Raw genomic sequence first — 12,589 nt, forward strand, 5'->3', positions numbered from 1 at the left:
CGTGTAATGGCCGTCCGATCGCCCCGAAATCCGCCGTGACCTGGGCGGACGCGCGGTTCGGTCGCGTGGGCCGAGGGGCCGGGCCGAGGAGTTCGGGCAGGGCGGGAGGTTTCGAGGTTTGCCTTGGGGCAGGATCCGGGTATGGTTTGAGGCATACAGACGTGTGCCTAAGACGCAGGCACCCCTGAAGGAATCACAGGCTTTTCATGCCTATCTCCTCCCAGAGGTGTGCCGTGAACATTGCATTCGTTTCTTCCGAGGCTCTCTCCTCCTCGCAGGACCAGTCCGACCTCGCCGCGCAGCGTGCCCACCTTCTGTCCATCGCCCGTGAGCTGGGCCGGGACCACAAGGTGACCATCTACACCCGCAGAAACTCCGACACGGGCAAGGCCCGGGTTCGTGTGTCCCAGGGGGTCACGCTGGAGCACCTGTCCGCCGGACCCGCCCAGGACCTGCCCGAGGACGGCATGCTGCCCTACCTGTCCGACCTCGGTGAGCAGCTCATGCGCCGCTGGGGGCAGGACCGCCCCGACGTCATCCACGCGCACTCCTGGACCGGTGGCCTGGCTGCCATCGCCGGCGCCAACGGCCTCGACGTGCCGTTCACCCAGACCTTCAGCAACGAAAGCCCTCACGACGCCAAGAAGGTTCGGCTGCAGCGCGCGATCGGCCTCCGGGCCAGCGCGGTCATCGCCGGGTGCGGGGACGAGGAGTCCTCCCTGATCCGGCTGGGCGTGCCGCGCCGTAACATCTCCGTGATCCCCTGCGGCGTCGACATCGAGCGCTTCCGGCGCCAGGGACCGGCCGCGGCGCGCGGCACCCGGCCCCGGCTGCTGCACGTGGGGCCGCTGACCCAGGACAAGGGCGTCCACACCGCGATTCGGGCGCTTGAGGGCATTCCCGACGCCGAACTGCTCATCGCCGGTGGTCCCGCCTCCGCGAACCTGTCGCACGACGCCGACGCGCACCGCATCATGCTGCTGGCCAAGGAGATCGGCGTGGATGACCGGGTGACCCTGCTCGGGCACGTCCCGCACGCTTCGGTGGCCAAGCTGATGCGCAGCGCCGACGTGGTCCTCTCGCTGCCGCGCGAGGCCCCCGCCGGTGTCGTCGCCCTGGAGGCCATGGCCTGCGGTGTGCCGATCATCGCCTCGGCGGTGGGCGCCCACCTCGACTCCATCGTGGACGGGGTGACCGGTCTGCTGATCCCGGCCGACCGCCCGGCGCAGGCCTCCCGCCTCACCCGCGAACTGCTCGCCGACCCGACCCGGCGCACCGCCCTCGGTTTCGCCGGCGCCGACCGCGCCCGCTCCCGCTACTCGTGGGAGCGGATCAGCCAGGAGCTCGTCCAGGTCTACGAGAACGCCCTCGCCACCGCGGTCCAGCACTGACCGGCCTGTACCGACCAGGCGCCCTGTACGGATCAGGCACAAGGAGCGGGGTCCCCGTCCACACGGGGACCCCGCTCCTTTTTTCGTGCGGAGGTCACCTCACGGCAGGCGGGCCGCCTTGCGGAGGTCACCTCACGGCAGGCGGGCCGTCGTGCGGAGGTCACCTCACAGCAGGCGGGCCGCCTTCAGGCCGAGGTGGATCAGCAGCCGGTCCTCACCGTCGGCGAGATCGCGGCCGATGAGCCGTTCGGCCTTGCCCAGCCGGTAGTAGAGCGTCTGGCGGTGCATCCCGAGCGCGGCCGCGGTCTCCTGAACGTGGCCCGCTCGGTCGAGGTAGCCCTCCACGGTCCTGGCGAGCTCCGGATCCTCCGCCAGCGCGCCGATCTCCCCCGCCAGCTCCCGCAGCTCCGCCTCGGGAAGCCGGACGAGCATCCGGTAGACGCCGAGGTCGGACCAGGTGGCGACGGGCGCGAGCGTGGGCACCCGGTCAGCCGCCCTGAGCGCCTGCACGGCCTCCCGCCAGCTCCTCCAGGCCTGCGCGGGCCCGGGACGGGCGTCGCCGACCCCGGCGGCCGTGCCGTACATGGCCTGGATCCGGCAGGCCAGCTCCCATGCCTGGCCTGCCGGGACCAGCAGCGCGACCAGCGACTGGTCCTGGGTGGTTAGCGCGGAGTCGGCGAGCACGCCGCGCGGGAGCGTCCAGAGGGCGGCGACCCGGTCCGGCGAGCTCCGGACGGCGATCGCCGCCACCGGGCCTCGCACGTCCAGCTCCGACAGGGCCCAGGAGCGCTCCTCGGCGTCGGTCGAGAACAGCTCCCTGAGGTTCCTGCCCAGGTCCTGGCGGCGGTGGACCTCCTGCGCGAGGACCGCGGCCACCCGGGCGACCAGGTCGGACACGGAGGCGAGCGCGTCCGCGCCGAGCGTGCCGTCGTCCAGCAGCCACAGGTAGCCGTAGGTCACCTCGTGGTGCCGCAGCGGCACGCACACCCGGGCGAGCACCCCGAGGTCGGCGTCGGCGGGGATCCACACGGGACCTCGGGCGGTCGCGATGCCGTACCCCTCGAAGTAGGCCCGCACCTCCGCCGTCGCGCGGCGGCGGAGGATGGACTCCTGCCGCACCATGTCGATGTCGCCGCTCTGCGCGGCGTAGGCCAGGAGCTGGAACGAGCGGTCTTCCAGGGTGGCGGAGGCACCGAGCCTGGCGGCGATCTCGTCGACGGTCTCCTGCAACACTCCACCATTGTCATACATATGTACGAACACTCTTCACGCCGGTCGTGACAGATGCACATAATGGAGATCTGAGCTGGGGTTTTAGGGTGGGGACATGCTCGGTTCCCTTCTTCTCGCCGGATCTCGGTTGCCGCTGGTCCGGCGCACCGTGTCCGGCGTCCCGCTGACACGCAAGGTCGTCGACCGCTTCGTCGCGGGAGAGACGGCCAAGGACGCGGTCGGAGCCGTCCGCCGTCTGACCGGCACCGGTCTCTCCGTCACCATCGACCATCTGGGCGAGGAGACGAAGGACGCCGGGGCCGCCGCGCAGACGGCCAGGGCCTACGTCACGCTGCTCGACGCGCTGCGCGAGCTGGATCTCGGCGACCGCGCCGAGGTGTCGGTGAAGCTCTCGGCGGTCGGCCAGGCGCTCGGGGCGGACGGCGACAAGATCGCCCTGGAGAACGCCCGCCAGATCGGCGAGGCCGCCCGTTCCGCCGGGGCGACCATGACCCTCGACATGGAGGACCACACCACGGTCGACTCCACGCTGGGCATCCTGGGGGCGCTGCGCGAGGACTTCCCCTCCACCGGCGTCGCCATCCAGGCCTGCCTGTTCCGCAGCGAGGCCGACTGCCACGACCTGTCGCACGACGCCTCCCGGGTCCGCCTGGTCAAGGGCGCCTACGCCGAACCCTCGTCGGTGGCCCACCAGAACAAGAACGAGGTCGACAAGGCCTACGTCCGCTGCCTGCGCATCCTCATGGCGGGCAAGGGCTACCCCATGGTGGGAACGCACGACGACCGGCTGATCTCGATCACCGAGACCCTCGCCGACCGCTTCGGCCGCTCCGTGGGCGACTACGAGTACCAGATGCTCTACGGCATCCGCACCGACAAGCAGCAGGCCCTGACGGGCGCCGGTCACACGGTGCGCGTCTACATCCCCTACGGCGACGACTGGTACGGCTACTTCATGCGCCGCCTCGCCGAGCGTCCGGCGAACATCGCCTTCTTTCTTCGTGCCCTTGGAGGCAAGTGATGGATGCCAACTTCATCGTTCCCAGCCCGATCAACGAGCCGGTGCTCGGCTACGCGCCCGGCAGCGCGGAGCGCACCGCGCTCGAGAACCGCGTCAAGGAACTGGCCGGCGCCCAGCTCGACCTGACCATGACGATCGGCGGCGAGCAGCGGATGGGCGGCGGCGCCTCGATCGACGTCGTCCAGCCGCACAACCACGCCTCCGTGCTCGGCCGTACGGCTGACGCCACCGCCGACGACGTGCGGGCCGCGATCGACGCGGCGTTGAAGGCCGCGCCCGCGTGGCGCGCGCTGTCGTTCGACGAGCGAGCCGCGATCTTCCTGCGGGCGGCCGACCTGCTGTCCGGGTCGTACCGGCAGACACTGAACGGCGCCACGATCCTGGGCCAGTCCAAGTCCGCGCAGCAGGCGGAGATCGACGCCGCCTGCGAGCTGATCGACTTCCTGCGTTTCAACGTGGACTACGCGCGCCGGCTCTACGACAACCAGCCGGTGTCCTCGCCCGGCGTGTGGAACCGGATGGAGTACCGGCCGCTGGAGGGCTTCGTCCTGGCGATCACGCCGTTCAACTTCACCGCCATCGCCGGAAACCTGCCGTCGTCGGCGGCCCTGATGGGCAACGTCGTCGTCTGGAAGCCCTCCCCCACCCAGCAGTTCGCCGCGCACTTCACCATGCGCCTGCTGGAGGAGGCGGGGCTCCCCGCGGGCGTCATCAACATGGTGACCGGCAACGGCTCGGCCGTCTCCGAGGTCGCGATGACCCACCCGGAGCTGGCGGGCGTCCACTTCACGGGTTCCACCGCGACCTTCCAGCACCTGTGGTCGACGGTCGGCGCGAACATCGGCTCGTACAAGTCCTACCCGCGCCTGGTCGGCGAGACCGGCGGCAAGGACTTCGTGCTGGCCCACCCCTCGGCCGATCCGGCGGCGCTGATCACCGCGCTGGTCCGGGGCGCGTTCGAGTACCAGGGGCAGAAGTGCTCGGCCGCCTCCCGCGCCTATGTGCCGCGCTCGATCTGGTCGCTGATCCGTGACGAGCTCGTCGGCACCGCCGAGTCGCTGACCGTCGGCGACGTGGCGGCGGACCTGTCCACCTTCATGGGCGCGGTCATCGACGACCGGGCGTTCGCCAAGCACAAGGCGGCGATCGACCGGGCCCGCTCGCTCGACTCGATCAACATGCTGACCGGCTCCTACGACGACTCCGTCGGCTACTTCGTGAAGCCGACCATCCTGGAGTCGGCCGACCCGACGGACGAGATCTTCGCCAAGGAGTACTTCGGGCCGATCCTCGGCGTGCACGTCTACGACGACGCGGACTTCGACACGGTGATGAACCAGATGGAGAGCGTCTCGCCGTACGCGCTGACCGGCTCGATCATCGCCCGGGACCGCGGCGCGATCGCCTCGGCGTCGGAGCGGCTGCGCTTCGCGGCGGGCAACTTCTACATCAACGACAAGCCGACCGGCGCGGTCGTCGGCCAGCAGCCCTTCGGCGGCGCCCGCGCCTCGGGCACCAACGACAAGGCCGGTTCGATCTTCAACCTGATCCGCTGGGTGAACGCCCGGACGATCAAGGAGACGTTCGTCCCGGCGACCGACCACCGCTACCCGCACATGGGCTGACCTCCCGCAGGGCAGCCGCCCGGCCTCACGGCGAAGCGATGCCCGAGTCTCGAATCGAAGGCTCGGGCATCGGTGTGGTTCTGTTCGCGGTGCTCTCGGCGACCTGTCGGATCGCCACCACCTGAGCGTCTCGAATCAAAGCCCTTCGGGTACGGCGGGCAGGCGGTTGCGCGCCCTCCGGGCGAACACGGGCACCCCGGCGCGCTCCAGCGCATGGGTGATCTCCACTCCGGTCATGGGCGGACGCCGCTTGCCCGCCGCCATCCTGACCAGGGCCGCGACCACCTCGTGAGGGCTCTGCGCCAGCAGCGAGCACAGATAGGTGTCAGGATCGGTGACGGTCACCTCATAGGGGCTCAAGGTCGCGGCAGGGAAGTCGGCGAGATTCCAGGTGACCAAGGTCTGGGCTCGGCCGGCAATGGCGGCCGCCATGTGGTGACGATCGTCGAGGTCAGGACCGACCAACCGGTCCAGCAGGTGCTTGTAGTCGTCCTCAGGCACCCGAGTGTCGGCGAAGAACTCCCGAATTGCCGCGCTGATGCGGGCCGCCGCCGCCGCAGAGCGGTGCTGCTCGCGCACGATGACGCGCTCCCACTCCTCCAGCAGATGATCGCTCCAGATCACGGTGTGCACCGCGTCCTCGGTCAGAGCGAGCATCAGGTCCATCAGCGAGAACGGGAACAGCACGTTGGTGTCAACGAAGACCCGCGCCATCGGCATACTCCCGAGAGATCAGTAGGGCAGATCCGCTTCTTCGACGACATCCATGATCCTGCGACGGCCTTCCGCGCGGTGTTCGCGACGAGCCTGGAACTCCAGGACATCCGCGAGGCGCACCAGGCGATGACGGCTGTCCGGCAAATACTGAGCGGGGATCTCGCCCTCGTCGAGCAGACGTGCGACGAAGGGACGCGACAGCCCCAGTAGCTCAGCGGCCTCGTTCGGAGTCAGTCGAGTCTCCACCGGCAGGGCCAGAACGGCGTTGCCCTTCGCGAGGTCGTGCGCTGCCGCCACCAGGAGGCTCACCAGCGACTGGGGCAGCTCGATGTCAGTACCGTCGGGTCCTCGCAGCACCAGCAACGCCTTCGTGGTGGCCGCAGTCGCCTCCAGGTGGGCAAGCAGCTTACGGTCACCGCTATCTGCCTCGACACGTGTCGCACTGGCCAGAACGCCGGTACGGGCCATGGCCACCTCCACTCAAGAGATATCTGAAATAAGTGTAACTCGATGTGACCGGACACTCCACCGCCGGAGCCAGACACACGACATCGTTACACAGCGGATGAACGGCGATGCCCGGGTCTCGCGTCGAGATCCGGGTGTCGCTCGTCACCGACGTCAGGTCAGAAGCCGTTCGGCGAGTTCACGCCACTGACGCAGGGGCGGGGTCCGTGGTGTGGCCGTGATGACGAAGAGACTCACGTGGTCGGCCCCGGCATCCAGATGCTCCTCGACGCGGTGCGCGACGGCGTCGGCGGGCCCGCGACTCACCAGCGCGTCGACAAGCCGGTCGTCGAGGGAGTCGAGGGAGTCGACGTCCCCGAACCCCAGGTCCTGCAGCAGCACACGGCGGTTGGGGAGGAGCGCGGCGGCGTAGGAGCGGGCCAGATCCGCGGTGGCGGAGCGGTCCGGGTCCAGGACGACGAGCTGGGTGACGGCCAGCAGCGCGTCCGGGCCGAGCAGGGCCCTGGCGGTCCTGGTGTGCTCGACCGGCATGCCCAGCGGGTGCGCCCCCCAGGCCCGCTCGCGGGCGAGGGCGAGCAGATCCGGGCCCAGCGCGGCGAGCACCCGGCGCGGGGTGACCGGCGACTCGGGCGGTCCGAACGGGGCGGCGTCCATCATGTCGAGGTAGCCGCGCATGGTCTCCAGCCGAGGGCCGAAGCGGTGGCCGCGGACGTCTTCGGCGAGACTGGGGTGACTCTCCCAGAGCCCGAGCAGGAAGCGCCCGGGGAACGCCTCGTCGAGGGTGCGTTGCGCGGCCGCGGTGCTCACCGCGTCGCGCGCGTAGATGTCGGCGGCACCGGCGGCCACCACGATCCGCCGGGTGGCCGCCAGCAGGATCCCGGCCTGTGCCATGGCCTCCCGCCCTGCCGTCTCGGGGAACCAGAGTGTCCCGTACCCGGCGTCCTCGATCGCCGCCGCCGCCTCGCGGAGGACGGCCGCGGGATAGCCGTCGAGGTCTCCCGCCCAGATCCCGATGCGCCCGAGATCGGGTCCATGGCCGTTCACGCGTCCTGCCGGGCCTCGAAGAAGGCCTGGATCCGGGCGGCGCCGGTCCGCTCCAGCCAGGTGCGCAGGTCCATCAGACCGGGGTGGATTCGCCGCGCCGCAGCGATGTCGGCCCGCCAGCCGAGCGTGTTGAGCCACTCGTAGGCGAAGGCGAACTCCTCGCCGATCTGCCGGATCGTCTCGATCGGGAGCTGCACGTACGGCACGGGCCTCCCGATCGCCGCCCCGATGGCCTCGGCGATCCGCCGTGGGGTCACCTCGTCACCGGCCAGATCGATCGCCCTGCCGATCCACTCGTCCGGCCGGGCGAAGGCCAGGGCGGCGAACACGCCGACGTCGTCGACGGCCATGATCTGCTGCGGCACGTCCGGCTCGAACGCGGTGGTCACCGTGCCCTCGTGCAGGTGGTAGCCGCCGGTGTAGTTCTCCATGAAGGAGACCGGTCGCAGGATGGTCGCGGGCAGGCCGAGCTCGGCGATGTGCCGCTCGATCCGCCACTTGCTCACGACGTTGCGCGGCAGTACCTCTTCGTCGTGGCGGCCCGCACCGGCGACGGAGGCGAAGACGAAGTGCCGGATACCGGCAGCGCGAGCCGCTTCGGCCACGTTGACGCCCCAGCGGACCTCGTCCTCGGCCGTGAAGTCCGGTGGAGTGCCGGGTGAGCCGACCGTGGGCTGGACGCCGAACATGCCGTAGGCGCCCTCGGCTGCCGCGACCAGAGAGCCGAGGACCCCCATCTCGGCGCGTACGAGCTCGGCTCCCGCCGCGGCCAGGGCCTGCGCCGACGCGCCGCCCGGATCGCGGGTCAGCGCCCGCACCCGCCAGCCGCCGGCGAGCAGCCGCGCCGTCACGACCCGTCCCTGCAGCCCGGTCGCGCCCACCACCACAACTGTCTTCCGCATGTCCATACCTCTCCTGAAACGTGTCACACCCATAAACGGAGGAGCACCCCGTTTATGTTCGGCTAACATATGGGGGGTCACCCCGTTTAGCAAGCCGAGTGGAGATCCAGTGCCTCAAGAAGGTCGCCCGATGCGTGCCGACGCGCGCCGCAACCACGACCGGATCCTCGTCGCGGCCGGCGCGGCCATCGCTCAGCACGGAGCAGAGGCGTCCCTGGAGGAGATCGCCCGGCACGCCGGAGTCGGCTCCGCCACCCTGCACCGGCACTTCCCCTCCCGCCAGGCGCTGCTGGAGGCCGTCTTCCGCGACCGGGTGGAGACCCTCTGCGCGAAGGCGTCCGAGCTGGCCGCCGGCCTCGACCCCGGCCCCGCCCTGTTCACCTGGCTCCGCGCCGTGGGCACCCATGCCGCGTCCAACCGCGGCCTGGCCGCGTCGCTGATGCGCGGCGCCCACGACAGCGACCCGACGCTGGGCGCCACCTGCCACACGATGATCGTGAACGCCGGCGGCGAACTGCTGGAGCGTGCTCGTCAGGCGCGCGCCATCCGCCCCGACGTCGCCATCGTCGATCTGCTCAAACTCGTCAGCGCCATCTCGCTGGCCGCCGAACAGGAACCCGGCGGCCGGCGAGACGGCGCCGACGAAGCCGGCCGGCTCCTCGCGCTCGCCCTCGACGGCGTGCACCCCAGCGGACGGCCGTCCTGACGCCTTACGCGGTCGACCACCGCCGCCCGCACCCGGGCTGACATCTCGCAGAGCAGCAGCCCGGCCTCACGTCGCCGCTTCCCCGAGTGATCCTTCACGGCGAGGCGATGCCCGGGTCTCGAATCGAAGGCTCGGCCGTCGGGTCACGCCATCAGGAGGATGGCCCGAACTTTGGCCGGTATTCCGGCCAAAGAGGTACCATGGACCGCATGGAGATCATCCCGATCAGCGAAGCGAAGGACCGGCTGACCGAACTGGCCGATCGGGCCGCTCGCGAGCATGACCACTTCACGCTCACCCGAAACGGGCGGCCTCATGCCGTCATCGTGTCCGTGGCCGAGTGGGAGTCCCTGCAGGAGACGCTGGAGATCCTCGCCGACCCTGGAATGCGGGCCGATCTGGTCGAGGCCGCTGCCGCGGAGGCAGGCGGCGACGTGACCACCGAGGAGGAGATGGCCGCCGTCATGGCGGCCCGCCTCGGCAAGGCGAGCGCGTGAGCGAGCGATACATTGTCCTCCTGGATCCGCCTGCCCGTCGCGCGCTCGCCTCGGGCCTGCCCGAGACCGTGGCGGCCGCGGCTTGGGAGTTGATCACCGGTGCCATCGCACGCGAGCCGTGGCGTGTCGGCAAACCCCTCCAAGAGCCTTACGAGGAACTACATGTAGCCCGGCGCGGAACGTATCGCGTGGTCTACCGCATCGACGAGGACAAGCACACCGTGACGATCCAGACGATCAAACACCGCCGAGACGCCTACCGCCCATAACAGCCGACGCCGTGAGGGCCGCGATCGACGCGGCGCTGAAGGCCGCGCCCGCGTGGCGCGCGCTGTCGTTCGACGAGCGAGCCGCGATCTTCCTGCGGGCGGCCGACCTGCTCGGGAAGCCGTAGCGCGCGGCGGCGTGGGCCATGTCCGACCTGAGCCGCAGCCGGCCGTCGGCCGTCAGCGCGTCGATCCTGTCGAACCGGCCGCCGGCGCCGTCGAGGCTGACGCCGAGATCGTTCAGGACGGCGGCGCCGTTGCTGAAGACGCTCAGCCCCGCGCCGCCTGTCCGCATGGCGTGCGCCCGCTCGTAGACCCGCGCTCGGTGACCGGCGCCCAGCAGGCTCCGCGCGACGGCCAGGACGCCCCCGGCTACGTGCGACGCGTGCGCGGCGAACGCGACCGCCGCACGGTCACCGTGGAACCGGTCGAGGACGGCATGGCCGCCTACCACGCCGCCCGCGTCATGTCCGAACGGCACCTGTACGAGATCCAGGCGCACTACACGTCGGAACAGGTGCCGTTGATGATCGGGATGCTCACCCGCGTCGCGGGCGCCTACCGCTCGGCGACCCGGGAACTCCGCGAAAAGTCCGACTGAACCGCCCGGCGCAGTGCCCCTTCCCGGGCGACCGGGTTCTGGGAGACGCCCGCGGTCGCCCGGGAACGGAACCGGCCGTCCTCTTCGGGCGGGTCCCGCCGCGGGTCACCGGTGCGGGACCGCCGCCTCACCCCGTCGAACCCGGGGTCGGGTCCCGTGCGCCGGCGGCGGACGGGACCCGACCACGGTCCGCTCATCGTCTGTGAGGTCACCACGCGCCCTGTCGTGCGTCCGCCGGGGCCGGACGGCACCACGCGGAAGAGGCCGCAACCTCAGTGATCTTGAAACTCGAACGGACCCTGGCGCGGCCCGGTGTGGGGTTCGCGGGCGAGGCCGAGCAGCAGGCCGTCGGCGGACACGGCGGGGCTGGTCGTCAGGAACAGCGGCGTACCGGCCTCGGGCGCGCGTACCTCGGCGAACACGTCGCCCCACACATCGCTCATGGTGCCGAGCAGTCCACCGGCGGGCACCGACTCCCCCGTCGTCACGGCGGGCTGCCACCAGCCGGCCCGGTCGGTGCGCAGCCAGTGCCATCCCTCGTGCCGGCGAACGTCACGCACCGGCCACGGATCACCGTCGAGCACGCCGACCGATCTGGCGATGTTGCTCAGCCCCGCCAGGTGCATGTCGACCGAGGGCCGGTCGAGCAGGCCGTTCTGACCGGACTCCGCGATGATCGCCGGGATGCCCGCGTCCGCCGCGGCGGCGCAGGTGCTGCCCGCCACCGTCCGTGCCACCGCGGCCTGCCGGACGACGTGCCCGGCGCCGTAGGCCACGGCGAGATCGAGCGACGCCGCCTCGACCGGAGACTCCTCGAAGATCGTGAACGGCTCCAGCGCCTCGGGGATGTCACCGGCGTGCAGGTCGACCAGGTAGTCGGCGCCGACGACGAACGAGGTGAACAGGTGGTGGGCGAGCACCTCGGCGAAGGTGCCGTCCGGATCGCCGGGAAAGCTCCGGTTCAGGTTCTTGCCGTCGGCGGGGACGACGAACGGGGCTCTGGCCCAGAACCCCGGCACGTTCGCCACCGGAACGGCGACGATCCGGCCCGAGACGGCGCCGGCGTCGAGATCCCGCACGAATTCACGGACGGCCGCGATCGAGGCGTACTCCGCTCCGTGCATGCCCGCGAGCACCGTGAGCTGGGGTCCGTCCCCGCGGCCTTGAATGTCGAAATACGGTATGTCGAGTCCGTCCGGACCGAGCTCGGGGATGCTCAGTGTCCGCCGTGTGATCATCGCGCGACGCTCCCGAGGTCCGGCAGCGCCTCGGCGAGGAAGTCGCGCATCGTCTGCTGGAACAGCTCGGCCTCCTCGATCTGCGGGGAGTGGCCGGACTTCTCGAAGATGACCAGCTTCGAGTTGGGGATCAGCGACGCGATCGTCTCCGCCGACGACACCGGGGTGATCCAGTCGACGCGGCCCACGGTGACCAGGGTCGGGCAGGTGACCGAGGGAAGCTGCGGCTTGACGTCGTAGATCGGCGCGTTGTGCTGGAAGCACCAGTTATGCGCCTCGTGGCGGTAGATGCCGGCCTCGACCCGCGCGGTGGCCGCCACCGGGTCGTACTCGTAGTCGTACAGCGGGATCAGCTCAGCCCAGCAGGCCTTCAGGTCGGCGTCGTCGCGGATGTTGCCGCTCCAGTACCGGTCGTAGTTGTCCCAGTTGAGTTTCACCCTGGTCTGCTTGCGCGCGCTCTCGATGGCGGAGGCCAGGTTCTCGCGGTCCGGTGAGGTGTCACGCAGGATCATCGCGCTCACCCGGTCGGGATAGGCGATCGCGTACTCCATGGCGATGAACCCGCCGTAGGAGCCGCCCGTGACCACGATCTTCTCGGCGCCGGCCCACTCGCGCAGCGCGTCGACGTCAGCGGCCCACTGGGCGTGCGAGTAGGGCGGCGCGGCCTCGCTCAGGCCACAGCCGCGCGCGTCGAAAACGATGACACGGAACAGATCGGCGAGCGGGCCGAACGTCGCCTTCGGCTCGGCGAGGGAGCCGATGCCTCCGCCGCCGTGGTGGGCGATCAGAACCGGCGCGTTCTCGTCGCCGAGGACCTCGACGTTGAGTTGAGCTCCATTGATCTCTACGAACATGTGCACTCCTTGTTCAGGTGAAGCAT

At 70.5% G+C, this 12,589-nt stretch carries 15 protein-coding genes; 8 read left to right on the forward strand and 7 right to left on the reverse strand.

From position 1 onward, the window contains the following. The first annotated feature begins 233 nt into the window (after positions 1 to 233). Positions 234 to 1,391 carry a glycosyltransferase gene (locus J2853_RS20130; protein WP_307560152.1) on the forward strand — a complete coding sequence of 386 codons (1,158 nt, stop codon included), beginning with the start codon at positions 234 to 236 and terminating at the stop codon, positions 1,389 to 1,391. Positions 1,392 to 1,556: 165 nt separating this feature from the next. On the opposite strand, the gene J2853_RS20135 is transcribed toward J2853_RS20130, so the two are convergent. Then, complete coding sequence (locus J2853_RS20135) at positions 1,557 to 2,624, reverse strand: PucR family transcriptional regulator (RefSeq protein WP_307560154.1); 1,068 nt, start codon at positions 2,622 to 2,624, stop codon at positions 1,557 to 1,559. A 94-nt stretch (positions 2,625 to 2,718) separates the two neighbouring features. On the opposite strand from J2853_RS20135, the gene J2853_RS20140 reads away from it, so the two are divergent. Next, the gene (locus J2853_RS20140; protein WP_307560155.1) at positions 2,719 to 3,645 is read left to right on the forward strand and encodes a proline dehydrogenase family protein; all 927 of its coding nucleotides are present in this window, start codon (positions 2,719 to 2,721) and stop codon (positions 3,643 to 3,645) included. Further along, positions 3,645 to 5,270 (forward strand): L-glutamate gamma-semialdehyde dehydrogenase, encoded by a 1,626-nt coding sequence (gene pruA, locus J2853_RS20145; protein ID WP_307560157.1) that lies wholly within the window; start codon positions 3,645 to 3,647, stop codon positions 5,268 to 5,270. The genes J2853_RS20140 and pruA overlap by 1 nt, the downstream gene beginning before the upstream one ends. A 135-nt stretch (positions 5,271 to 5,405) precedes the next feature. Here pruA and J2853_RS20150 read toward each other — a convergent pair whose 3' ends face one another. The 4 genes from J2853_RS20150 to J2853_RS20165 form a co-directional block, all read right to left on the reverse strand. Further along, on the reverse strand, positions 5,406 to 5,984 hold the full coding sequence (locus tag J2853_RS20150; protein ID WP_307560159.1) for a PIN domain-containing protein: 579 nt from the start codon (positions 5,982 to 5,984) through the stop codon (positions 5,406 to 5,408). Positions 5,985 to 6,002: 18 nt separating this feature from the next. Further along, a complete protein-coding gene (locus J2853_RS20155; protein ID WP_307560161.1) occupies positions 6,003 to 6,455 on the reverse strand; it encodes a helix-turn-helix domain-containing protein in 453 nt (150 codons plus the stop codon). Positions 6,456 to 6,608: 153 nt separating this feature from the next. Beyond that, a complete protein-coding gene (locus tag J2853_RS20160; RefSeq protein WP_307560163.1) occupies positions 6,609 to 7,499 on the reverse strand; it encodes a TIGR03620 family F420-dependent LLM class oxidoreductase in 891 nt (296 codons plus the stop codon). Then, on the reverse strand, positions 7,496 to 8,401 hold the full coding sequence (locus J2853_RS20165) for an NmrA/HSCARG family protein (protein WP_307560165.1): 906 nt from the start codon (positions 8,399 to 8,401) through the stop codon (positions 7,496 to 7,498). The genes J2853_RS20160 and J2853_RS20165 overlap by 4 nt, the downstream gene beginning before the upstream one ends. Positions 8,402 to 8,531: 130 nt before the next feature. Between J2853_RS20165 and J2853_RS20170 the strand changes: the two genes are divergently transcribed. From J2853_RS20170 to J2853_RS20190, 5 genes are all read left to right on the forward strand, one after another. Continuing rightward, positions 8,532 to 9,107, forward strand: coding sequence for a TetR/AcrR family transcriptional regulator (locus J2853_RS20170; protein ID WP_307560166.1), 576 nt, complete (start codon positions 8,532 to 8,534; stop codon positions 9,105 to 9,107). 209 nt (positions 9,108 to 9,316) lie between these two features. Further along, the gene (locus J2853_RS20175) at positions 9,317 to 9,604 is read left to right on the forward strand and encodes a type II toxin-antitoxin system Phd/YefM family antitoxin (protein ID WP_307560168.1); all 288 of its coding nucleotides are present in this window, start codon (positions 9,317 to 9,319) and stop codon (positions 9,602 to 9,604) included. Continuing rightward, a complete protein-coding gene (locus J2853_RS20180; RefSeq protein ID WP_307560170.1) occupies positions 9,601 to 9,873 on the forward strand; it encodes a type II toxin-antitoxin system RelE family toxin in 273 nt (90 codons plus the stop codon). The genes J2853_RS20175 and J2853_RS20180 overlap by 4 nt, the downstream gene beginning before the upstream one ends. A gap of 11 nt (positions 9,874 to 9,884) precedes the next feature. Next, entirely contained in the window at positions 9,885 to 9,998 is a 114-nt protein-coding gene (locus tag J2853_RS20185; protein ID WP_307560171.1) for an aldehyde dehydrogenase family protein, read from the forward strand. 170 nt (positions 9,999 to 10,168) lie between these two features. Next, a complete protein-coding gene (locus tag J2853_RS20190) occupies positions 10,169 to 10,471 on the forward strand; it encodes a hypothetical protein (RefSeq protein WP_307560173.1) in 303 nt (100 codons plus the stop codon). Between the two features lie 272 nt (positions 10,472 to 10,743). Here the strand turns inward: J2853_RS20190 and J2853_RS20195 are convergent, their stop codons facing one another. Both J2853_RS20195 and J2853_RS20200 read right to left on the reverse strand, forming a co-directional pair. Next, positions 10,744 to 11,709: a succinylglutamate desuccinylase/aspartoacylase family protein gene (locus J2853_RS20195; RefSeq protein ID WP_307560175.1), complete on the reverse strand. Its 966-nt coding sequence runs from the start codon at positions 11,707 to 11,709 to the stop codon at positions 10,744 to 10,746. Then, complete coding sequence (locus J2853_RS20200; protein WP_307560177.1) at positions 11,706 to 12,563, reverse strand: alpha/beta fold hydrolase; 858 nt, start codon at positions 12,561 to 12,563, stop codon at positions 11,706 to 11,708. Before J2853_RS20200 ends, J2853_RS20195 begins: the two co-directional genes overlap by 4 nt. Positions 12,564 to 12,589 lie beyond the last annotated feature (26 nt).

The sequence above is a fragment of the Streptosporangium lutulentum genome, from assembly GCF_030811455.1.
Taxonomy (GTDB): domain Bacteria; phylum Actinomycetota; class Actinomycetes; order Streptosporangiales; family Streptosporangiaceae; genus Streptosporangium; species Streptosporangium lutulentum.